Origin of the sequence: Mycetocola zhadangensis (assembly GCF_003668565.1) — a bacterium.
Lineage (GTDB): Bacteria > Actinomycetota > Actinomycetes > Actinomycetales > Microbacteriaceae > Mycetocola_A > Mycetocola_A zhadangensis.
Map to the genome: position 1 here is coordinate 820,789 of NZ_RCWJ01000001.1, position 21,387 is coordinate 842,175.

Annotated in this window: 20 protein-coding genes and 2 tRNA genes; 13 read left to right on the plus strand and 9 right to left on the minus strand. The window is 63.0% G+C overall.

All coding sequences use genetic code 11. The features are described from left to right. Nucleotides 1-25: 25 nt before the first annotated feature. Together D9V28_RS03965 and D9V28_RS03970 are read right to left on the minus strand one after the other, a co-directional pair. A complete protein-coding gene (locus tag D9V28_RS03965) occupies nt 26-388 on the minus strand; it encodes a hypothetical protein (RefSeq protein WP_147440906.1) in 363 nt (120 codons plus the stop codon). Nucleotides 389-501: 113 nt separating this feature from the next. Continuing rightward, nucleotides 502-855 (minus strand): hypothetical protein, encoded by a 354-nt coding sequence (locus D9V28_RS03970; protein WP_121658371.1) that lies wholly within the window; start codon nt 853-855, stop codon nt 502-504. Between the two features lie 712 nt (nt 856-1,567). Here D9V28_RS03970 and D9V28_RS03980 point away from each other — a divergent pair. Next, the gene (locus D9V28_RS03980; protein ID WP_121658373.1) at nt 1,568-2,248 is read left to right on the plus strand and encodes a DsbA family oxidoreductase; all 681 of its coding nucleotides are present in this window, start codon (nt 1,568-1,570) and stop codon (nt 2,246-2,248) included. Then, nucleotides 2,245-2,385: a hypothetical protein gene (locus tag D9V28_RS16030; RefSeq protein ID WP_183086416.1), complete on the plus strand. Its 141-nt coding sequence runs from the start codon at nt 2,245-2,247 to the stop codon at nt 2,383-2,385. The genes D9V28_RS03980 and D9V28_RS16030 overlap by 4 nt, the downstream gene beginning before the upstream one ends. 7 nt (nt 2,386-2,392) lie before the next feature. On the opposite strand, the gene D9V28_RS03985 is transcribed toward D9V28_RS16030, so the two are convergent. Further along, complete coding sequence (locus D9V28_RS03985) at nt 2,393-2,842, minus strand: aminoacyl-tRNA deacylase (protein ID WP_121658374.1); 450 nt, start codon at nt 2,840-2,842, stop codon at nt 2,393-2,395. A gap of 69 nt (nt 2,843-2,911) precedes the next feature. Between D9V28_RS03985 and dusB the strand changes: the two genes are divergently transcribed. The 5 genes from dusB (at nt 2,912) to D9V28_RS04010 (ending at nt 8,273) form a co-directional block, all read left to right on the plus strand. Next, nucleotides 2,912-4,072 carry a tRNA dihydrouridine synthase DusB gene (gene dusB / locus D9V28_RS03990; RefSeq protein WP_121658375.1) on the plus strand — a complete coding sequence of 387 codons (1,161 nt, stop codon included), beginning with the start codon at nt 2,912-2,914 and terminating at the stop codon, nt 4,070-4,072. After that, nucleotides 4,062-5,330, plus strand: coding sequence for a deoxyguanosinetriphosphate triphosphohydrolase (locus D9V28_RS03995; protein ID WP_121658376.1), 1,269 nt, complete (start codon nt 4,062-4,064; stop codon nt 5,328-5,330). Before dusB ends, D9V28_RS03995 begins: the two co-directional genes overlap by 11 nt. A 53-nt stretch (nt 5,331-5,383) precedes the next feature. Beyond that, complete coding sequence (gene dnaG, locus D9V28_RS04000) at nt 5,384-7,249, plus strand: DNA primase (protein ID WP_121658377.1); 1,866 nt, start codon at nt 5,384-5,386, stop codon at nt 7,247-7,249. 49 nt (nt 7,250-7,298) lie between these two features. Further along, nucleotides 7,299-8,144, plus strand: coding sequence for an ATP-binding cassette domain-containing protein (locus tag D9V28_RS04005; protein WP_121658378.1), 846 nt, complete (start codon nt 7,299-7,301; stop codon nt 8,142-8,144). A 56-nt stretch (nt 8,145-8,200) separates the two neighbouring features. Beyond that, a tRNA-Asn gene (locus D9V28_RS04010) sits at nt 8,201-8,273 on the plus strand. A gap of 99 nt (nt 8,274-8,372) precedes the next feature. On the opposite strand, the gene def is transcribed toward D9V28_RS04010, so the two are convergent. Next, nucleotides 8,373-8,939, minus strand: a complete 567-nt coding sequence (gene def, locus D9V28_RS04015) for a peptide deformylase (protein ID WP_121658379.1) — start codon at nt 8,937-8,939, stop codon at nt 8,373-8,375. A 42-nt stretch (nt 8,940-8,981) separates the two neighbouring features. Here def and D9V28_RS04020 point away from each other — a divergent pair, with 42 nt between their 5' ends. Further along, nucleotides 8,982-9,908, plus strand: a complete 927-nt coding sequence (locus D9V28_RS04020) for a DMT family transporter (protein ID WP_371869988.1) — start codon at nt 8,982-8,984, stop codon at nt 9,906-9,908. 19 nt (nt 9,909-9,927) lie between these two features. Here D9V28_RS04020 and D9V28_RS04025 read toward each other — a convergent pair whose 3' ends face one another. Continuing rightward, nucleotides 9,928-11,043: a flavin-containing monooxygenase gene (locus D9V28_RS04025; RefSeq protein WP_121658380.1), complete on the minus strand. Its 1,116-nt coding sequence runs from the start codon at nt 11,041-11,043 to the stop codon at nt 9,928-9,930. A 30-nt stretch (nt 11,044-11,073) separates the two neighbouring features. Here D9V28_RS04025 and D9V28_RS04030 point away from each other — a divergent pair, with 30 nt between their 5' ends. Further along, entirely contained in the window at nt 11,074-11,733 is a 660-nt protein-coding gene (locus tag D9V28_RS04030; RefSeq protein ID WP_220700445.1) for a TetR/AcrR family transcriptional regulator, read from the plus strand. Nucleotides 11,734-11,805: 72 nt separating this feature from the next. Here D9V28_RS04030 and D9V28_RS04035 read toward each other — a convergent pair whose 3' ends face one another. Beyond that, nucleotides 11,806-13,056 carry an RNA polymerase sigma factor gene (locus D9V28_RS04035; protein WP_121658382.1) on the minus strand — a complete coding sequence of 417 codons (1,251 nt, stop codon included), beginning with the start codon at nt 13,054-13,056 and terminating at the stop codon, nt 11,806-11,808. Continuing rightward, nucleotides 13,038-13,415, minus strand: a complete 378-nt coding sequence (locus D9V28_RS04040; RefSeq protein ID WP_121658383.1) for a YciI family protein — start codon at nt 13,413-13,415, stop codon at nt 13,038-13,040. The genes D9V28_RS04035 and D9V28_RS04040 overlap by 19 nt, the downstream gene beginning before the upstream one ends. A gap of 265 nt (nt 13,416-13,680) precedes the next feature. Here D9V28_RS04040 and D9V28_RS04045 point away from each other — a divergent pair, with 265 nt between their 5' ends. From D9V28_RS04045 to D9V28_RS04055, 3 genes are all read left to right on the plus strand, one after another. Next, complete coding sequence (locus D9V28_RS04045) at nt 13,681-14,943, plus strand: glycosyltransferase (RefSeq protein WP_229727717.1); 1,263 nt, start codon at nt 13,681-13,683, stop codon at nt 14,941-14,943. 9 nt (nt 14,944-14,952) lie between these two features. After that, nucleotides 14,953-15,026 (plus strand) — tRNA-Ile (locus D9V28_RS04050). Nucleotides 15,027-15,491: 465 nt separating this feature from the next. Continuing rightward, nucleotides 15,492-16,769 (plus strand): vanadium-dependent haloperoxidase, encoded by a 1,278-nt coding sequence (locus D9V28_RS04055; protein WP_121658384.1) that lies wholly within the window; start codon nt 15,492-15,494, stop codon nt 16,767-16,769. A 317-nt stretch (nt 16,770-17,086) separates the two neighbouring features. On the opposite strand, the gene D9V28_RS16035 is transcribed toward D9V28_RS04055, so the two are convergent. Together D9V28_RS16035 and D9V28_RS04060 are read right to left on the minus strand one after the other, a co-directional pair. Beyond that, the gene (locus D9V28_RS16035) at nt 17,087-17,251 is read right to left on the minus strand and encodes a hypothetical protein (protein WP_183086451.1); all 165 of its coding nucleotides are present in this window, start codon (nt 17,249-17,251) and stop codon (nt 17,087-17,089) included. Between the two features lie 56 nt (nt 17,252-17,307). After that, nucleotides 17,308-19,683 (minus strand): arylsulfatase, encoded by a 2,376-nt coding sequence (locus D9V28_RS04060; protein ID WP_220700446.1) that lies wholly within the window; start codon nt 19,681-19,683, stop codon nt 17,308-17,310. A gap of 348 nt (nt 19,684-20,031) precedes the next feature. Here D9V28_RS04060 and D9V28_RS04065 point away from each other — a divergent pair, with 348 nt between their 5' ends. Continuing rightward, on the plus strand, nt 20,032-21,285 hold the full coding sequence (locus D9V28_RS04065; RefSeq protein ID WP_121658385.1) for a cation:proton antiporter: 1,254 nt from the start codon (nt 20,032-20,034) through the stop codon (nt 21,283-21,285). The last annotated feature ends 102 nt before the right edge of the window (nt 21,286-21,387 follow it).

The following is a 21,387-nucleotide window of genomic DNA, read 5'->3' on the forward strand; positions in this document are numbered from 1 at the left end:
TCTGCAGCCGATGCCCTGCACGGTGTCAGTAGTAGCGCAACTCAATACTGTGCGCCAACGACACGTTGACGCCCACGATGATGACAATGAAGAGAACCGCGAATCCCACAACGACTCCTGAAGCACGGACCCTGAACGTGTTCCTCGCGCTGGCGAAAAAGAGCAACAGCACGCTAGCAATCAGCCCGACCGCGGTTGCCGCAAGGCCGCTTTCGTCAATCTCGATCACGGGGCATTGCAGCGGATACGACTCCACGCAGGCTCCGCCGCCCATGCTCGGCGCGGCCAAAACGAGTGCGATGAACGCGACGGCAATTCCAACGCCGACAAAGCCTGGCCAGAAGCGACGGGAGCTAGCGAGTGTCAGCACACCTGATAGTCCCAGCACTCAGTTCGCCACGCAAGAAACTACAAGCTGGACGAATAGCTCTTCCCGGTCGCGGCATTCCCCAATGTCGGGTGGATGTCTATGAGCGAGCTGACCCAAACAGCGCCTCGCTGTCAGCGAGACAGCGGCCGAAGCTGGTCGTCCGTCACGGGGAACGACACCGCGTAGTAGATCTGGGGTGCGTTCATATCGCCCCAGTCGTCCTTCTTTACGCGGATCGCATTGGGTGACACTTCAGCGATACGCACACGCAGCCAGGAGCCGTCATCAAGTTGCAACTCATGCGGGTCGGCAAGGTAGCCCAAGCCGAGTTCGTCGAGCGTTTCCTCCGCCCGCATCCAGTCCACACTGTCTGTGCGCTGACGCCCCAACAGATCGATGGCGACGAATCCCTCACCGACGGGCTTCATCCACCCCACTCGCTCGCCGTCGTCCGATCGTCGATGTTCGATCCAGTCCGCTTCCATGCTCCAAGGGTAGCGATCCGGGTCGGAGGCTGCTCAACGATGCAGGCCGTGGGATGCTCCGACTCGGCGGGACGCTGCGCGCCGTGGCGCACCACCGCCTCCGTGCCTTTGGTCGGTCCCTTAGGGCGCGTTCTTGCGACGAAACCGGTAGTTACGGACCGACGAGTGCGGACACCGGTGCACGGCTCCGGCGCAGGGCCCGGGTGCGTGGTTCATCGGGCCCTTGGAGTGCATTCCCGCGAGAAAGCCGAACCTTGGAGACCGACGAGTGCACGGCCTGCGGTTCATCGGTCCCTTGGAGCGCGTTCTCGCGAGGAAACCGGATCTTGCGGACCGACGAATGCGGACACCAGTGCACGGCTCCGGTGCAGGGCCCCGGTGCGTGGTTCATCGGTCGCTTGGAGCGCGTCCCGCGACGAAACGGGGCGTTACGGACCGACGGGTGCACGGCCTGCGGTTCATCGGTCCCGTGGAGTGCGTTCTCGCGACGAAACGGGGCGTTACGGACCGACGGGTGCACGGCTTGCGGTTCATCGGTCCCTTGGGGTGCGTTCTCGCGAGAAAACCGGTCGTTACGGACCGACGAGTGCGCGGGCGGTTGCCGCGCGGCAGCCGATGAAGGTGCGTGTGTTACCGGCCACGTGGCATCCGTCGGGGAAGGAAACGCACCGGGGCGGGGAATACGCGGAAGCGAGCGCGGGTTCGCCCCAGTGTGAGTGAATCCATCAAGATCGACATCTGGTCAGACATCGCGTGCCCCTGGTGCTACATCGGCAAGCGCAAATTCGAGGCAGGCGCCGCCGCGTTCGCCGAGAAGGCCGGCGCAGACGCACCCGACGTGACTATCGAATACCACAGCTTCGAGCTCGCCCCCGATACCCCGGTCGACTTCGACGGTGACGAGATCGACTTCCTGTCCACCCACAAGGGCATGCCAGCCGACCAGGTCAAGGGAATGCTCGAGCACGTCACCGGCATCGCCGAGGCCGCGGGGCTCGACTACAACTTCGACGTCCTCAAGCACACCAATACGATCAAAGCGCACCAGCTTCTGCACTACGCCAAGGCACACGGCAAGCAGCTCGAGGCGAAGGAACGCCTGCTCAAGGCGTACTTCACCGAGGGCAGGCACGTCGGTCGGATCGACGACCTCGCCGACCTTGCCGCCGAGATCGGACTCGACCGCGACGACGTTGTTCGGTCGCTCACCGAGGGCGAGTTCCTCTCCGACGTTCGCGCCGACCAGGCCCTCGGCCGGGAGTACGGCATCCAGGGCGTTCCGTTCTTCGTCATCGACGGCAAGTACGGCGTCTCAGGCGCACAGGAAGCAGCAACATTCGCCCAGGTTCTTGACCAGGTCTGGGCGCAACGTGAAGAAGGAGCAACGGTATGAGCGACAGCACGAACCGGCCGCGGCTGACTCTCCTTGGAGAAACGGATGCTGTCGCTTGCGAGGGCGACGCCTGCGTGCTTCCGTCCCTCGCCACGGTGACCGCTGCTGTCGAGAAGGCGTTCCGCTCGGGTTTCTAACCCGCGGCTACTCCGGGTCGGTGATGTCGGCGACCGTCGCGCCGAAAGCGGTTACGAGCGCGTCGGCGTCGACGAATGCGCTGAATCCGTGCTCGCCAGCTCCAAGTGCGACCCGCCTGCCCGCTGCGGTCTCGTCGAGGAACACCGGCCACGCGTTTGTGCTCCCGAGCGGAGTGATGGTTCCGCGCGGATACCCGGTTGCCTCGAAAGCGGCATCAGCTGAGGGCATCGACAGCTTGTTCACACCCACCAGGGAGCGCAGCTTTGCCCAGCTGATCTTCCGCCCGCCTGGAACGAGCGCGAACAGGAAATCTCCGTCGTGCCGTCTCACCACGAGAGTTTTCACTATGTCGCCAGGGTCGATGCCGAGCAGGGCGGCCGCTTCCTCGAGACTGCCCGCGGTCGGACGCGAAACGACGTCGATCTCGAGGCCGCGGGACGTGGCATCCGCTCGCATTCGATCCAAACCGGCTGCCGTGTGCTCTGCGGTCACGATAACGCCCGCTTTCTGGGAGAATTGAAGGACATGTCTGTACTGCCAACGATAAGCCCAGCCCCGGCGCTGAGGATCGGTTCACTCGACCTCGACGTGCCGGTCGTCCTCGCGCCCATGGCCGGTATCACCAACACCGCGTTCCGTCGGCTGTGCCGCGAATTCGGTGTCGGCCTCTACGTCAGCGAGATGATCACGTCACGCGCGCTCGTTGAGCGCAACAAGGAGACGATGCGGCTGATCCAGCACCACGAATCGGAGACGACCCGAAGCATCCAGCTCTACGGGGTCGACCCGAAAACGGTGTCTGAGGCCGTGACGATCCTCGTTGCAGAGGACCGGGCCGACCACATCGACCTCAACTTCGGTTGCCCGGTGCCCAAGGTCACCCGCAAGGGCGGTGGAAGTGCGCTTCCGTGGAAGCAGGACCTGTTCCGCGACATCGTCGAGGGTGCGGTGAAGGCTGCCGGCGACGTGCCGCTCACCGTCAAGATGCGCAAGGGCATCGACGCTGACCACCTGACCTACCTCGAGGCAGGCAAGGCCGCCGAGGGCGCTGGTGTGGCGAGCATCGCGCTGCACGCGCGCACCGCGAGCGAGTTTTACTCGGGCAACGCTGACTGGTCGGCGATCACCAGGCTCAAGGAGACCGTAACGAGTGTGCCGGTGCTCGGGAACGGTGACATCTGGTCGGGCGAAGATGCCCTGCGAATGATGAGCGAGACCGGCTGCGACGGTGTTGTTGTCGGGCGCGGCTGCCTCGGGCGGCCGTGGCTGTTCGGCGACCTGGCCGCGGCGTTCACCGGCAGTGACGTTCGCTTCCGACCGACCCTCGGTCAGGTTGCGACGACGTTCCGCCGGCACGCCGAGTTGCTCGCCGAATTTTTTGAGAGCGAAGAACGCGGATGCCGCGACATCCGTAAGCACGTCGCCTGGTACTTCAAGGGATATCCGGTTGGCGGTGACCTCCGCGCGCGGCTGGCCACTGTCGAATCGCTCGAACAGCTCGACGAACTGCTCGCGACCCTCGACTGGACATTGCCGTACCCGGGTGCGGACGCCGAGGGCCAGCGCGGTCGCGCCGGTTCGCCGAAGCGTACGGTGCTCCCGGATGGCTGGTTCGACTCGCGCACCCTGGGTGCTGCCGGGCGTGGAACGCTGACCGAGACCGAGGCGGACACCAGTGGCGGATAGCGCTCCGATTCCGGGCACATACTCGGAGCACGACAACGAACGGGCACTGCCCGAGCAACACTCCTCACGCCGCACCGACTTCGCGCGTGACCGCGCACGGCTGCTGCACTCCAGTGCGCTGCGCCGGCTCGCCGCGAAGACCCAGGTGCTGAGCCCGGCAGCAGGGCTCGACTTCGCCCGCAACCGACTCACACACTCGCTCGAGGTCGCACAGGTCGGGCGCGAGCTCGCCACGAGCCTCGGGCTTGAACCCGACGTCGTCGATACAGCGTGTCTCGCGCACGACCTCGGGCACCCGCCGTTCGGACACAACGGGGAGCGCGCACTCAACACCTGGGCTGAGGACATCGGCGGGTTCGAGGGCAACGCGCAGACCCTTCGCATCCTGACAAAGCTCGAGCCGAAGGTCTTTGGCGACGACGGCCGTTCCTATGGACTCAACCTCACTCGGGCCAGCCTCGACGCGAGCTGCAAGTACCCGTGGCCAGCCGCGCAGGCTGTGACAGACCCCGGCGGCCGGGCCAAGTACGGATTCTTCGACGACGACAGCGACGCCTTCGTCTGGCTGCGTCAGGGAGCACCCGACCGGCAGCGCTGCATCGAGAGCGAAGTGATGGACCTCTCGGACGACATCGCGTACTCGGTCCACGACTTCGAAGACGCCATCGTCAACGAGTACATCGACCCCGCGTTCCTCAGCGCGCGGGCCGGTCACTCGTCTCTTATCGCCGCCGTCCAGGAATGGGCAGGCGCCGACTTCACCCTCGACGACATGTCGGAGGCCTTCGACCGGCTGGCCGCGCATCCGTTGTGGATGTCGAGCTGGGACGGCTCTCGGCGCGACCTCGGCAAACTCAAGAACTTCACGAGCCAGATGATCGGACACTTCGCGCAGTCGGCCACCCAGGCGACCCGTGCGGCCTACCCGCAGTCGAGCCTTATTCGATTCGGCGCGAGCGTCGTTGTGCCGCACGAGGTTGCCGCTGAGATCGCCGTGCTCAAGGGTGTTGTTGCGGCATTCGTGATGGCGAGCGACTCCCGCCAGCCGATCTACCGCAAACAGCGCGACGTGCTCACCGACCTGGCCGAGGAACTGTACTCACAGGGGCCCGATGCGCTCGATCGCGGCTTCGCCGACGACTGGGCCGAGGCATCCAACGATGCCGAACGCAAACGCGTCATCGTCGACCAGGTCGCAAGCCTCACCGACCAGTCGGCACTGGCGTGGCACGAACGCCTCGCAACGCTGACCCGGTAAACCGGTGCCTGTGGAGAAGCTGTTCGACACCACCCGATCGGTAGGATAGACGAATGGCCGGCCGTATTCGTTCAAGCGACATCGAAGAGGTCAAGTCGCGCACGAACATCGCCGACATCGTGGGCGACCACGTCAGCCTGAAGTCTGCGGGCGTCGGTTCGCTCAAGGGCCTCTGCCCGTTCCACGACGAGCGCAGCCCCAGCTTCCACGTGCGCCCACAGCTCGGTTTTTATCACTGCTTTGGCTGCGGTGAGTCCGGCGATGCCATCTCCTTCCTGCAGAAGATGGATCACGTCACCTTCACGGATGCTGTCGAGCGGCTGGCACAGCGGGTCGGCTTCCAGCTCACTTACGAAGACGGCGAAGGCCCGAGCGACTCGACCAACCGGGCTCGGCTGCTGGCTGCAAACGCCGCCGCCGAAACGTTCTTCCAGGAACAGCTCGCGACACCGGGCGCCGACCCGGGCCGCCGGTTCCTTGGCGAGCGGGGGTTCGACCACATCGCCGCTGCAAAGTTCGGTGTCGGGTTCGCACCCAAGAGCTGGGACGCCCTGACCAAGCACCTTCGGTCGAAGGGGTTCACCGTTGAGGAGATCACAACAGCAGGTCTTGTCTCGCAGGGTGACCGGGGTGTCTACGACCGATTCCGGGGGCGGCTGATCTGGCCGATCCGAGACGTCACCGGTCAGACCATCGGCTTCGGAGCGCGTAAGTTGCTCGACGACGACAAAGGTCCCAAGTACCTGAACACTCCGGAGACGCCGGTCTACCACAAGGCCCAGGTGCTCTACGGGCTCGACCTTGCCAAGCGTGACGTTTCCCGTAGCCACCGTGTTGTTGTGGTCGAGGGATACACCGATGTGATGGCGTGCCACCTGGCCGGCGTCACAACCGCCGTCGCCACCTGCGGTACGTCATTCGGTGTCGACCACATCAAAACCCTCCGACGGGTGATGGGTGACGACAACGTCAACGGCGAAGTGATCTTCACGTTCGACCCTGACGCTGCCGGGCAGAAGGCGGCCATGCGCGCCTTCGCCGAGGAGCGCCGATTCTCTGCCCAGACCTACGTCGCCGTCGCCCCGGACGGGCTCGACCCGTGCGACCTGCGGCTCAACCGCGGAGATGACGCCGTTCGACGGCTCGTCGACAACAAAGAGCCGATGTTCGAGTTCGTGATCCGCCAGACCCTGGCGAGTTTCGACCTCGAAACCGTCGAAGGCCGCGTTGGGGCACTTCGCGCGGCAGCTCCGGTCATCGCCGACATTCGCGACCCCTCCCTCCGTCCCGGCTACACGCGGGTGCTTGCCCGACACCTGGGCGTCGACCTGCCCGAGGTTCAGGCAGCCGTCTCCCGGGCCGCGAAGGGATCCGCAAGCGCGGCTGCAGACAGCCGGTCTCGCCAGGGACAGGGCAGCGGACAGGCAACCGAGGTAGTGGAGCGGCCCGCGTCCATCCGCGACCTGCCCCGCGACCCGGCGACACGGCTTGAGCGTGACGCGCTGATGGCCATCCTCCAACACCCGGCCCTGGCCGGGCGTGAGCTGGTGCAGCGCGCCATGCTCACCACCTTTGTGAACCCGACCCTCGCCGTTGTGCGAGACGCGATCGCTGCGAGCATGGATGCCTTCGGTACCGACGCCTGGTTCACCCGGGTCAGCGAGATGGTACCGACACCGATGGTCGGGGTCGTACAGCAGCTCGCCGTTGCCCCGATCCCTGAACGGTCGGAGCGCGACCTCACGGCGTACGTAAGCGAGATCACCGTTGCGCTGATTGACCGTGAACTGCTCCGCCAGTCGCATGAGTTGCTCGGCAGGTTGCAGCGTGTCGATCCAAAGGAGCGAGAGAGCTACCGGTCGCTGCAGCGACAGCTGATGGCCCTTGAGGGCGAGCGCAGGAGCCTTCGCGAGGGCTGATCGGCGCGGTTCAGCCCGGTGAGAGGGCGGCATGGGGCAGGATAGGACCATGATCTCCTCGCCACACACAGGTGACGCCGCAGTTGTCGACGATCTCACCATCGATTATCCGGCGCGCCGGCCAAGCCCGGCACACCGTGCCGTCGACGGCGTGAGTATCCGGGTCGGCAGCAACGAGGTGATCGGGCTCGTCGGTGAGACCGGGTCGGGTAAGTCCACACTCGCCCGGGTGCTCGCTGGAGACCTCACAAGTGCGAGGGGCACAGACCCTGCCCCTGTAATTTCCGGTGGACAGGCGCACGTCCTCGGTCATGCGCTTCGTGGCATCCGTCGAAAAGCACTCACGCAGTTGACATTCCACGTCGCATATTTGCCACAGGATGCCGCGGCGCGGTTGTCTCCCGAACTCACGGTCGCAGACATCATCGGCGAGCCCATCCTGGCTCGTGACCGTCACTACAACCGCAAAGCGGTCGGCTTGCGCGTCGCCACAATGCTCGACCAGGTGCAGCTGCCACTTGCGTTGCTCGACAAATACCCCTTTGAGCTCTCGAGCGGCCAGCGCCAGCGCGTGGCCATTGCACGTTCACTCGTGCTGTCCCCGCGGCTGTTCATCGCAGATGAACCGACGGCCGGGATCGACGTCACAGTTCGCGCATCGATCAATGAACTCATTGAACGGTTGCGTGTCGAAGGAGACTTCGCCGCCATCCTGGTGAGCCACGACCTGCCCCTGCTTCGACACACCACGCGTCGTGTGGCTGCGCTGCACCAGGGCCGCATTGTGGGGCTCGCGCCGATCGATGAATTGCTCCGTGAGCGGGCACACCCATTTCTGGCGGGTCTCGCCGAGGCAGACGAACACTCGGTGGTCGACGCGAATCGCCCGGCGTGACGCTCTCGATTTTGTGTTTCGCAAAGCTTTGGTAAAGTATTCACGCAACGAAATATTCCTCGATAGCTCAATTGGCAGAGCAATCGGCTGTTAACCGGTAGGTTCTTGGTTCGAGTCCAAGTCGAGGAGCGAAAAGGCCACAAGGGCTCCACCCCTGTGGCCTTTTTTCATGCAGCAAAATAGCGCCGGCCCGGGTTTCCCCGCGGTCGGCGCTATTTCTTTTGAGGCTCAGGCGTCGAGGTCGTCGACCCCGGGCATCCACTGGGCGCCGGGGACACCCCAGCCCATCTTGCGGGTGACCTTCGCAACGATCTTGCGGTCGTGCTTGCCGAGCCTGTCGACGTAGAGATACCCGTCGAGGTGGTCGAACTCGTGTTGGAGGATCCGAGCACGCCAGCCGCTCACGCGCAGCTCGACGGGGTTTCCGTCGAGGTCGACTCCTGTGACGATCGCGTCATCGCCGCGGCGCAACGGAAAGCGCTCACCCGGGAACGACAGGCAGCCTTCCGCTTCCTCCTCCTCGTCCGGTTCGCCCGCAGGCGGCGGGGTGATCCAGAGTTCCGGGTTGATGACGACACCCCGCCACGGGCCGAACTCGTCGGTGTCGTAGCCGTAGACGAAAAGTCGGAGGGGCACGCCCACCTGAGGTGCAGCGAGGCCGACACCTGGAGCGGCATCCATGGTGTCGAACATATCGGCGACCAACTGCCGGAGGGAGTCATCAAAGACGGTCACAGGGTCAGCGGGGGAGTGCAGCACAGGGTCACCCGTGATGCGAATGGGGAGAATGGCCATTCGTTGAGCCTAACCAGTTCGCGCCCGTTGTAGGCTCACATCGTGATGTTTGCGAGCAACGACTTCAACGAGCTGACGGCGGAGTTCGTTCGCAACCCCAGCCAACTGATCGGCATCCCACTCGCCATAATCGGTGCGGTATTCCTGTCGCTCGGCGCACAATTCCAGCACCGCGGTGTCACCAAAGTGGAGTCCACAAGCGGCGCTGACGCGACAAGCGGACTCAGCGTTCGGCAGATGAAGTTGCTGCTCACCCGGCCGTCGTGGGTGCTCGGAACGCTGATGCTCGGATTCGCGATCGCGTTTCAGCTCAGCGCCCTCGCCTTCTCGCCGCTGATCATTGTGCAGCCCCTCGGCGCGATCGCACTCGTGATTACATCGATCCTTAACGCGCGTATCAACAAGGTGAAGCTCAACCATGCGAGCGTCGTCGCGATCGCCGCCTGTGTGGGCGGCGTTGCATTGTTCGTGACCGTCGCCGCCCTCGTCGGTGGTGAGAAGCCGGTCTCCGACCTGGACCTCATCATCATTCTCGTCATGCTTGGTGTTGTCCTCGCGCTCTTTGCGCTCGGTTTCGTCTTTTTCCGCAAGCGGTCGAAAGCGATCTTCTTCATCCTGGCTGCCGGGATCATTTACGGTTTCGTTGCGACGCTCGCGAAGGTAGTCATCAACCGCATCGTCAACGAGAACTTCGATTGGCTCACGATCCTCTGCGTCATTGCGTTGCTCGCCGCCACCGGTATTGGCGCCTACTTCGTGCAGACGGCGTACTCGTCGGGCCCGCCAGACCTCGTCATCGCTGGCCTCACGGTCGTCGATCCGATGGTGGCCGTCGCCATCGGAATCGTCGTTCTCGACGAGGCGAGTGGGGCTCCTCTCTGGGCCGTGTTCGGGTTCGCCATCGCCGGCGCTCTCGCCGTCTGGGGAGTGTTCCAATTGGCACGGCACCATCCGCAGGTTCAGGCCTAGAGCGAACCGGACTGCCCCGCTAAGAACCGGTTCGTTCGTCGGACTTTGTGCCCCCGGTTGGCGTGTCCGAACGTATCGCCTCCGGCGGGTAAACACGACTCTGAATGGCGCCCGCCACGTGGGCGGCGTCACGACCGACGCCCCCGATTAGCCCGCTGGTTAGCCCGAACTGAAATGGGAAGCCCACCGTGTAAAGGCCCGGCACTGCGTCAACGACACCCCGTATGGAGATCGGCCACCCGTGCGCGTCGAGGGGGAGTCCGTCCACCCAGTCTAGATTCGGCCGATAGCCCGTCGCCCAGACGATGGAGCGCGGCGTGAGAACGTCGCCGTCCTGTGTGACCGGTCGCCCGGCATCCGTTCCGGTTATCCTGGCCACGCGCATGATCCCGGCGCGATCGATGTCGCCTGGAGAGACCGAGATAAGCGGGGCGCCGCGGTCGTGAAAGGTGGCGGCGACTTTGCGCCCAACCGGAGTTGCCGTTGTTAGAAGGTGGCTCACCAGGGCCCAGTACGCCGCCCCAGCGAAGCGGAAGATGGCATCCGGGATGTGAGGTGTGGGGCGCCCCGCGACCGTGACGTCGTGGGACCGTGCGAGATCGAGCGCTATTTGCAGCCCCGAGGTACCGGACCCTACGACAAGCACCGTGCCCGAAGGCAAATCGTCCGGCTTGCTGTAGCCGCTGCTATGGAGCTGGCGAATGTCCGCGGCGATGTCGGTGGCGAACGCCGGGACGTGTGGCAGTGGGTGGGTGCCCGTCGCCAGAACGACCGAATCTGCCTCCATCAGTCCTGAACTGGTTTGGACGAGATATCGATCACCAGCATTCGTCACTCGTGTCACCGACGTTGAAAGGTGGACTGGAGCCGATAGGGTGCCTGCGTACACATTCAAGTAGTCAGCAAACTCATCCTTTGACGGAAGTGACGCCGGCGGAGCGGGGAATGGCAGGCCAGGAAGCCCGTCATGCACCGCTGGCGTGAACAGTCGGAGTGAGTCCCAACGCTCGCGCCACGGGTCACCGATCGCTTCAGCTCGGTCCACCACCACACAACTGACCGACCGTTCTTCGAGCTCGTGGGCGACCGCGAGACCAGCTTGTCCCGCTCCGATGATGATGGTGGACGGTTCCATCACTCCTCCGTTAGAATCAGGCTCTAATGAGTGGAAGGGTACTCGAGCGACATGGAGACGGTCAAGGGCTCACGCCAACGATTGCGAGTCGAGCAAGCCGCGGCCACTCGAGCGCGCATCATCGAGGCGGCGACGTCGCTGTTCATGGAACGCGGTTACGTGGCGACCACAATTGACTCTGTAGCTGAACGAGCGGGTGTTGTGGTCCAAACGATCTACAACGCGATTGGCAACAAGTCGGCTGTGCTCAACGCCGTCTTCGACGCAACCGTTGCAGGCGCTCAGTCGCCGACGCCTGTCCCGGAGTTCATGAGCGAGCGGATGGAATCGACGAGCGAAATCGAGGAGGCGGTCGCTGTGCTCACCGATTGGCTTGTTGAGGTGAATACCCGCGCCCACCAGATGCACAGACTGATCCGTCAGGCCGCCGCCGTCGACGCTGATGTTGACGAATTGGAACGAAACAGGGCCCTCAGGCGACTGCGCAACTACGAAGAAGCCGCGCGTCGATTTCGAGTGCTTGGAGGACTGGGAGCGGAAACAACCGATTCGGAGGTGGCCGCGTCAATCTGGGCGGTCGGACATCCGGATACATATCGTGCGTTGATTCTGGATTCTGACTGGACGGAAACGGCATATCGTGAATGGTTGCGTGGCGCGATCCGCGCGCTAGTAACCACCGGTTCCTAGGACAACGAGGGACTCGCGTCTCCCGGCACCATTCGGACTGGGTATCCGGTCGTGCTGACGCTGCGGTCGGCGTTACGGCGTTCCAGCTGCGATGACGCGGGTTGCGCGCTCGCGCAACCAGGTTCTCGTCCACGCGTCGGTCGTGAGCGAGATTGCCTTCTCATAGGCGTGTACGGCATCGACAGTGTTCCCTGCCTGGGCGAGCAGGTGCGCACGCGTTGCCCAGGCAGGCTGAAACCGTTCAACCCCCGCGGAGGAGATTCCGTCGAGTGCGGCTACCCCAGCTTCGGGACCGTTCAGTTCAGCGATCGTGGCTGCGCGTGCGACTTGCGCGCCGAGCGATGGTGCAACATGAAGGAGCGCGTCGTATAGCGCCAGAAGGGCTCGGTGGTCAGTTCGTCCGGTCTTTGCACGTGCACAATGAGCTGACTCGATCGCTGCCTCCAGTTGGAATCGGCCGATCTGCCGAAGCGCGTATGCGCTTCGAAGGTACGTTTCCCCGCGCTCAATTGCGACAGCATCCCACAGCGATAAATCCTGTTCGTCGAGGGGAATGGGTTCGCCGGAAGGCTCAACTCTGGCCGACGCGCGCGAACTCGATAAGCGCAGGAGCGCCGCAAGTCCGAGAGCCTCCGGTTCGTTTGGGAGGAGATCGGCGATGAGTTCTGCGAGATAGACAGCTTCGCTCGCCAGAGAATCACGCAGCGTAGTTCCGGAAATGCCACGCCAGTCGATGGCGTAGGCGCCGTAGACCGCCTCAAGAACCGCGGTGAGGCGTGCGGGCATCTCCGAGCGGTCGGGCACGTGAAATGGGATCCGGGTGTCCCGAATTCGTCTTTTCGTCCTGACGAGGCGCTGCGCCATAGCCGGTCGCGGGATCACGTATGCGTCCGCGATCAGGTTGGCGTCGAGTCCTAAGACGGTCTGCAACATGAGCGGGGTGCGCATCGCCGGATCGATAGCGGGGTGCGCGCACGCAAAGAGCAGCGCGAGGCGCTCATCCGGGATGGAGTCAATTGATATGTCGTCCCAGGTCTCGTCGAAGCCGTTCACGTCGTGAAGAACCACCGAGGTCTGTGCGGCCGCCGAGCGGTAATGGTCGCGGAGACGATTTCTGGCCACCGTGAAGATCCATCCCTCAGGATTCGCGGGCGCCCCCGTTGCGGGCCAGATGGTGACGGCCCGCTCGAGAGCGTCAGCGAGCGCGTCCTCCGCTGCGGCAATGTCGCCACTGCGCGCGGCGAGAAGCGCGAGCAGGCGTCCGTATGAATTTCGCACAACCTGCTCGGCCGCCTCGCGAGCCGCTACTGGCTGCTCCGCCATTGCCCGTCCGCAAAGAACAGCGCGGTTGGACGAACTTCAACAACCCCGTATTGCGTCGCTGGGCACTTCTCGGCCCACGCGAGCGCAGCGTCCAGGTCGGGAACATCGATCACGAACACGCCGTTGAGCTTCTCCTTGGTGTCGGCGAACGGGCCGTCCTGAATTTGAAGGCTGCCGTTGCGAAGTGTCACGGTGGTCGACGCGGCAACAGGCTGAAGGATATCGACGTTAACCAGTGCTCCAGCGTCCGCGAGGGACTTGGCGTAAGCATCGAATGCCGCACGAGCGGGTTCCATGTCTTCCTCGCTGATGTTCACATCCTCGGGCTCCGGGTTGTTGAGGAGAAGCGTGTACCTCATGAAAGTTCCTTTCTCTGGTTGGTCAGGCTAGCGGCCAGGTTCGAGGGCCGCTACAGAGATGACGACTGAGCCCGGCGCGGATCGACACTTGTGCCACATTCACCCCCAAACGTGGCTGGCACTCAAAGGGCGGCACGCGAACGGGCTCCTGCAAGACCCACCACGGTCCGGATACAATGAAACCGATCGATCCCAGAAGGCTGCCAGCCAAGGGATGTGGTCGGGGGAGTTCTTTCCCGGCCGATGACGGAGGAAACCCCCCACCTTGCCAGATTCAGCTCACTCGAACACCGACGGCTCAGTCGATCAGCTCACTGCCGGTAAGCGACCGCTCAGAATCCTGATCGGGGCCGACACGTTCTCACCTGATGTGAACGGTGCTGCCCGCTTTGCAGAGCGCCTGGCGGCGGGAATGGTCGGACGTGGTCACGAAGTCCACGTTGTCGCTCCGGCAGCATCGCGTAAGCGTGGAACCTGGACCGAGACCCACGAGGGTCAGGAAATGACAGTGCACCGCCTCACGAGCTGGCGCTGGTACCCTCACGACTGGCTCCGCTTCGCCCTGCCGTGGACGGTCAACCGCAACGCAGCGCGCATCATCGACGCCGTGCAGCCCGATGTCATTCATTCACAGTCGTACCTCATCGTCGGCCGTGGCCTGACAAATGAAGGTTCGAAGCGTGGCATCCGCATCATCTCCACCAACCACCTCATGCCCGAGAACGCACTCGAGTTCACCCTGCTTCCCGAGCGATTCCGAGAAGGCCTCGTCCGCTGGGCGTGGAAGCTCGCAAGAGGAAACCTCAGCCTCGCTGAAGCGGTAACCACGCCGACGCGGCGCGCAGCGGACTTCCTCGAGAAGTACACAGGCCTCACCGACGTTCATGCCATCTCGTGCGGCATTGACGCACACATGTACACCCCGAGCTTCGAGCCGCGCACCGAGAACCGCATCCTGTTTGTCGGCCGTGTCACGGGCGAGAAGCAGATCGACGTTCTCATCAAGGCGTTCGCGACCCTCGACCCCTCGCTCGACGCGAAGCTCGAGATTGTCGGGGGCGGAGACCAGAAGCGCAACCTGGAAACGCTCGCCGAGCAGCTCGGACTCGGTGACCGGGTTACCTTCACCGGGTACGTCAGCGACGAAGAACTTCGGTCGACCTACACCCGTGCCACGGTGCTTGCAATGCCATCAATTGCAGAACTGCAGAGCATCGTGACCATGGAGGCCATGGCATCCGCTCTTCCTGTCGTCGCCGCGAATGCGATGGCGCTGCCGCACCTGGTTCACGACGATGCAAATGGGTACCTTTTCGAGCCGGGCAACGTTTCTGAGCTTGCAGATCGATTGACGGATGTTCTCACAGCGTCAGACGACAAGCTCACGGCCATGAAGCGAGAATCGTTGCGCATGATCAAGGCGCACGACATCCAGCGCACTCTTTCAACGTTTGAGAGCATGTATCGTGGACAAGCGGTGACCGATCCGGTCACCGAGGCGATTCCCATCCAGGTGTCTGACGAGTAGACACCGTTCGGGGCGGTAGCTCAGCTGGTTAGAGCAGCGGACTCATAATCCGTCGGTCACGGGTTCAAGTCCCGTCCGCCCTACAAGAAACCCGGTCACCCGAGAGTCTTGCCGACCGAAACCCTGCCGTTGAATGTGCTCGCTACTACTCGGAAGAGTTACGCATCGATGCGGCGGCCGCGACTCGTTGCTGGACCCTAGCCGCACTTCGGCGTTCAACAGTGTGTCGACCGGAACCCCGAACAGAAATGCCAATCGGCGTGATCCGAGACCGGCGTTGCCGAGCACACGCTTGCCTGCAACTGCACGGAATCGGGTGAATGCACACCGACCGGCTCAAGCCTCACGCGCTCCGAAGCGAAGGTTGTCAGAGCACCGAGTCGAGCCGCGCGGAGGTCGCTCATGAGAGCAACCGGAAGCCTTGCAGGGTGCCTCTATCGAGGAGGATAATCTCACCCAGCAGAGCTTGTTCTGAAGCCTGCCTCGGACGCGACCGGGCGCACCCCCACCAGTGCAAGCCATCCACTCATCCTTGTTGGAGGCTCATCATGTTCAAGAACAGGCTCAGGATGCTCGGGGTAGCCGTTGTGGCGACCGCCGGCATTCTGGCCCCCACCGTTGCAAGTACCGCGGCCGTCGCCGACCGCCACCCAGGCGCCGATCCTGCTGTGATCGCGGAATGGAACGAAATCGCTGACCGCACCATTTTCACCGAGAACCAGACGCCGGTGCCGTCATCCTCTCTCTACTTCGGATTCGTGTCCATCGCGATGTACGACGCCGTCGTCGCGATCGAGGGCAGGTACGAGCCGTATCTCAAGCAGCGTCGCGTTCAGCAGCACGCGTCGTCGGAGGTTGCGGCCGCCACCGCGGCCTTCACCGTTCTCAGGTACTACTTTCCTAACTCGGCAGACGAGTTGCGCGCCTCCTATCTCGCCTCCTTCGAGGGCGTGCGCAGAGACGCCGCGTCCGTGCACGGCGTTCGGGTCGGACTCCGAGCCGCAGGGGCGCTGATCGCGGAGCGGCGAAACGACGGAATCGGAGTCGCTAAGCCATTCACCGAGGAACCCGCTCCCGGGGTGTGGCGGCCGACACCACCCTCGCTGACCGAGTTCGCGGTGCCCTGGCTCGGATTCGTTGAACCGCTCACCTATGATTCGCCGGCAGACTTCCCCCTGCCCGGACCGCCTGAGATGACCAGCGAAAAGTACGCGCAGGAGTTTGTGGAAGTGCGAGACTTCGGTGAGAGCGAAGGGTCGTCGCGCACCCCCGAGCAGACCGCGACGGCGCTGTTCTTCAACTTCAACGTCGTGAGCCAACTCCAAGCGGGCCTGCGAGACGAAGTGACGCGTCGTGGGTATGACATCGTCGAAAGTGCCCGCGCGTTCGCGCTGATGGGTACGTCGCTGGCCGACACCCTGATCTCCTGCTGGCACTCGAAGTATGAGTACGGTTTCTGGCGTCCGGTCACAGCGATCGAGCTGGCCGATACAGACGGCAATCCGGCGACCGACCCCGAGCCCGGGTGGACTCCACTTGCGCCTGTAACCCCGCCGTACCCGGACTACGTCAGTGGCCACGCGTGCAATGTAGGGGCTGCGTCTCACACGTTGAGTTACCTGTTCGGCGCTGAGACGCTCGACCTCAACTTGGTGGGAGGCGCCGTTACCCGGCACTACGACAGTGCAGCGCAGCTGGACGAAGATACTATGAATGCGAGAATTTGGCTCGGGCTGCATTTCCGTTCGGCGATGACGGACGGTAACGAGCTCGGACACCGGGTGTCGAACTGGGTGATCGAGAACTACTTCCAACCTGTGAACTGATGTCTGGTTCGAAAATGGACCGAGGGGAGCCCATGGGTTTCGGACTAAAGAGTCTCTCCCGCGCAGACGCGGGGGAGGCCCTTTCCTCCCGACGTGCCCTGGCCTTTGAGCGTGTTGTTGTTCTCGCCAACGACGGTATTTGAGCCGCCCCCGGGCGCACATAACCACGTGGCGAAGGGTGCTGGGTCGGCAGCCCCCTCTAAACCGTGAGTCGGGAGAGCGCCCGTTCCGCGTGCAGGAAGATAGATGCGTCGACCACGATTGTCGCCCGGCTCAGCGCGGTACAAGCCGCGCAATGGATTGCCGGAGAAATGCATTCACATCGTTGGGTGGTCCTCGACGTCGGGTTCGGCCCGCACGACGTCAGCGATCTCTTCCTCGGGACGGGGAGGTGTGCTCTCATCAGTCTCGAGGTCGGGTGCGCTTGGCTCGCTCGGGTCGGTGGCGCGCTCCGGCGGGGAGTGCTCGATGTGTGGGGGCATACGATTCCTTCGGTCGACAACACCCACAGCGTATACGGAGTCCCGGGCCGCCCGCGTCACTGTTGCGCCATCAGGCGTGCTATCTCGGTGTCGTCATCCTTGATGAGCGCGCCGGCGAGGTCGAACGTGACCGAATGGATCCTCCCAGTGAACTCGAAAGGCGGTTCGTAGCCACTGGATGCCGGCGCACCGAAGTCATAGCCGCAACTCAGGCCTTCGAGCTCGAAAAGGAATGGTGTGGTGTGGGGGAAATCGGTGCTGGCAATCAGGGCGCCGTCGAGGTAAAGCTGAGCTTTCCCAGGAACGCCCTTGCCGTTTCCAAAGTCCGGTTCTCCGGTCGGCTCGAACTCAAATCGAATCACGTGTCGGCCTGAGGACACTGGATCAGGCGAGGACACCTCGAATTCGTCTCGCCCCACGTAGTTGTAGACGTATGTCAAGCGGCCTTTGTCGAAGTACAGGCTGTATCCGCCAGCGTCGCCTCCCTGAGCCACAAGGACACCTTCAACGCGATCCGAAGGCAGGTCCACGTCCGCCTCGATCGAGTATGGTCGATTGAAAATCGGCGGAGCCGCGAAGGCCGGAACGACCGAACCATTCGGGTAGTAGACATATTGGCTGCGAGGCTTGGACGTTTGTGGGCGTTCGGTGGCCAGACGGGACTGCAGTGAGCCATCCAGCGGCAGAACTTTGTACTTCTCTGCTTCAGACCACCAGAGAGCGATCATCTTTTCTAGTCGATCCCTATGGTGGGATGCCACGTTGCGAGATTCCGAGGGATCCTCCGTGATGTCGTAAAGCTCCCACCCCTCACGGTCAAGTTGCTCCAGCAGTTCGGCTGTGATCGGGTCACCCACTTTGCGACCGACTTCTGCCGACTCGGTGAAGCTGGCGCCAGGCCACGGGCAGACAGCGCGCCATCCGTCATGGTCGATGGAACGGTGCCCGAACATCTCGTAGTACTGAGTTGTATGAGTCGTTCGGGCGTCGGCATCCATGAAGGTGTGGGCGAAGCTGACGCCCTCGATGGGAGCTTGTCTCACGCCCCGTATGGCCTTCGGCGGTTCGATGTCGAGCGCATCGAGAACAGTGGGCACCATGTCGATTGCGTGGGCGTACTGGCTCCTGATCTCACCCCGCGCTGAAAAGCCAGCGGGCCAGGCGACGACGAACGGGTCGGCTACGCCGCCGCGATATGTTTCTCGCTTCCAGCGCCGGAAGGGAGTGTTGCCGGCCCAGGTCCAGCCCCATGGATAGTGGTTGTAGGACTTGGTACCGCCCAAGTCATCGATCCTGGCCAGCGTCTCTTCAAAATCCTCCGGCACATTGTTGAAGAAGAGCATCTCGTTGAATGACCCTGACACGCCACCCTCGGAGGAAGCGCCGTTGTCCGAGATGATCATGATGAGCGTGTTGTCCAGCTCGCCTATCTTCTCCAGCGTGTCGAGGACACGGCCGAGGTGGTGATCCGCGTGTGTGACAAATCCTGCGTAGACCTCCATCATGCGCGAGTAAAGACGACGTTCATCATCGGAGAGCGTGTCCCATTCCGGCACGTCGGGATCGTGGCGCGATAGTTCGGCATCATGGGGAAGCAGCCCCAGTTCTTTCTGCCGGTCAAACACCGTCTCTCTGTACGCATCCCACCCCATATCGAATGCGCCGGCGTAACGGTCGGCCCATTCCTTCGGAACATGGTGAGGGGCGTGCCCGGCACCGCTCGCGTAGTACATGAAGAAGGGGCGGTCCGGAGCGTTCACCTGCGCGTCGACGATCATTTTGATCGCTTGATCCGCAAGGTCTTCGCTCAGGTGGTAGCCCTCTTCGGGCGTGGACGGTGGGCGAACCGAAGCATTGTCCTGGGTCAGGTCTGGATACCACTGGTTTGTTTCACCGCCGAGGAATCCGTAAAAACGCTCGAACCCGCGACCCAAAGGCCAACGATGGAACGGACCGGCCGGAGTGTTGTCCTCCGACGGGGAAAGATGCCACTTTCCGACCGAGAACGTGTTGTAGCCCTGTTCAACCAGTATCTCGGGGAGCATACCGTTTTCGAATGGCATGCGACCGTCGTAGCCCGGGTAGCCTGTTGCCAATTCCATAATGCAGGCGACACCGTTGGAATGATGATTGCGTCCGGTGAGGATGCTCGAGCGGGTGGGCGAGCACAACGCTGTGGTGTGCATATTCGCGTAGCGCAGGCCGCTCGCAGCAATCCTGTCGATGTTCGGTGTGTCCACGAGCCCACCGAAACAGGACAGTTGGCCGTATCCGACGTCATCGAGGACAACGAACAGGATATTCGGCGATCCTTCCCGCGACCTTCGTGGCGCCGGCCAGGCTGGCTTTGACTCCTCGATCGTTCGTGCAACTGTCCCGGGGAACGGTTGTCCCTGTTCGTATTCCTCAATAGACACCTGATACTCCTTCACCGCTCGGACCAATGTGCCCGAGCGAAAGTGGCTCTGGGATTGGAACCCGCGTGGGCAAACGCGAGTGCCCCCAGTTCGTTGGGGCTTACACTTCGCGGATGTTGGTCGGCGCGAATCACCCCGGACGGATGAATTGTCGTATCGGGCACAGGTTTGGACCAATTAGGGAGACCCACCATCAGAACGCACGAGTAGCTGCGGCGTGCAAGCTGCGTGCGTGTGAGGGCGCACGCGATACATCTCATACACGCAGCGTGAGGTTGAGGACCCGGCGCGGGACTATCGTCGCGTCATCCATTGAATCTCGAGACGCGCAGCAGTCACCCAATAAGCAGAAAGGACGAGCCGGTGACCCAATCAGCATTCGCCATCTTGATGGTGATCGTCTTGGGCTGGGCAGTGATTTCGGATCGCCTCGCTCGCTGGAACATTACGGGTCCGGTCGTGTTCACCGTCTCGGGCTTCCTGCTGGCAAATCCGGAGTGGGGGCCCATCTCGGTCAACATCGAGACGCAATCCGTTCATCTTCTGGCGGAATTGACGCTCGCCATGGTTCTGTTTTCTGACGCGTCCAGGGTGAACGTGTCGGACTTGAGGCACGATATCAGCGTGCCCGTTCGTTTGCTGGCTATCGGTTTGCCCCTGACAGTGCTTCTGGGCACGTTAGCCGCTGCAGTGCTTTTCGTTGATCTGAGCTGGGCGCTTGCGGGTTTCGTCGGCGCTTCGCTGGCCGCAACCGACGCAGCACTCAGCGCGCAAACCATTGGTGATGAACGCATTCCGACGCGGGTTCGACGCGCACTCAACGTCGAGAGCGGGCTCAACGACGGCATCGTCACGCCAATAGTCGTTTTCGCTCTAGCGGTCGCGGCGACTCAGCTCAGCGTCAATGGCGGGCACGAAGCAGGAGCAGGGCCGCTCGTGGAACTGGGCATCGGGGTACTCGTCGGGCTTGCCATAGGGTGGGGTGGAGCGAGGCTCATCACGTTGGGATGGCAACGCAACTGGGTCTCCTTCGGTGGACGACGCGTCGCGGCACTGGCTGCCGCACTCGGCAGTTTCGCGCTCGCCCTGACTTTCGGGGGCAATGGGTTCATTGCGGCCTTTGTCGCGGGCATCGCGTTCGGTGCGTGTATGCGGCTTGATGACTCGGCACTCCGTGAAGTCGGGGAACTGCCCGAGCTGCTCGGTCAGGTGCTGGCGTTCGGGGTGTGGTTTCTTTTCGGCGCCTCACTGGTGCCGGCAGCTCTCGAGTTCATGTCGGTTTCGACGATCCTGTACGCCGTAACCAGCCTCACTGTCATTCGGATGGTGCCAGTGGCTCTCGCATTGCCGAGAACAGGCTTGGACACCTCAACCGCGTTGTTCATGGGCTGGTTCGGGCCGCGCGGTCTCGCTTCGGTCGTATTCGCGCTGTTGGCAATCGAGGAGCTGGGCAACTCGGAACCAGTCGGTCGCGCTGTATCCGCTGTTGCGTGCACCGTACTCCTGAGCGTGGTGCTGCATGGAGTCTCGGCCGGTCCGCTCGGGCGTCGCTACGCACTCAGGCACAACAACAACAACCTTCGCAGCGATCGCCGTGCGATGGACGCGGGGGACTAGCCCAGGAAGCGGGTAGGTGTGGTCACATCGCAACGTCTTGCCGTTGCAAGCCTGTGTCGGAGAGCCCACGACAGCGAGCCGCCGCCCTGCGAAGTGACACTG

Coding starts and splice junctions, on each gene's coding strand:
- D9V28_RS03970 (WP_121658371.1), bottom strand. CDS start 855: ATGGAAGCGGACTGGATCGAACATCGACGATCGGACGACGGCGAGCGA.
- D9V28_RS16030 (WP_183086416.1), top strand. CDS start 2,245: ATGAGCGACAGCACGAACCGGCCGCGGCTGACTCTCCTTGGAGAAACG.
- D9V28_RS03985 (WP_121658374.1), bottom strand. CDS start 2,842: ATGCGAGCGGATGCCACGTCCCGCGGCCTCGAGATCGACGTCGTTTCG.
- dusB (WP_121658375.1), top strand. CDS start 2,912: ATGTCTGTACTGCCAACGATAAGCCCAGCCCCGGCGCTGAGGATCGGT.
- dnaG (WP_121658377.1), top strand. CDS start 5,384: ATGGCCGGCCGTATTCGTTCAAGCGACATCGAAGAGGTCAAGTCGCGC.
- D9V28_RS04005 (WP_121658378.1), top strand. CDS start 7,299: ATGATCTCCTCGCCACACACAGGTGACGCCGCAGTTGTCGACGATCTC.
- def (WP_121658379.1), bottom strand. CDS start 8,939: ATGGCCATTCTCCCCATTCGCATCACGGGTGACCCTGTGCTGCACTCC.
- D9V28_RS04025 (WP_121658380.1), bottom strand. CDS start 11,043: ATGGAACCGTCCACCATCATCATCGGAGCGGGACAAGCTGGTCTCGCG.
- D9V28_RS04035 (WP_121658382.1), bottom strand. CDS start 13,056: ATGGCGGAGCAGCCAGTAGCGGCTCGCGAGGCGGCCGAGCAGGTTGTG.
- D9V28_RS04040 (WP_121658383.1), bottom strand. CDS start 13,415: ATGAGGTACACGCTTCTCCTCAACAACCCGGAGCCCGAGGATGTGAAC.
- D9V28_RS04055 (WP_121658384.1), top strand. CDS start 15,492: ATGTTCAAGAACAGGCTCAGGATGCTCGGGGTAGCCGTTGTGGCGACC.
- D9V28_RS16035 (WP_183086451.1), bottom strand. CDS start 17,251: ATGCCCCCACACATCGAGCACTCCCCGCCGGAGCGCGCCACCGACCCG.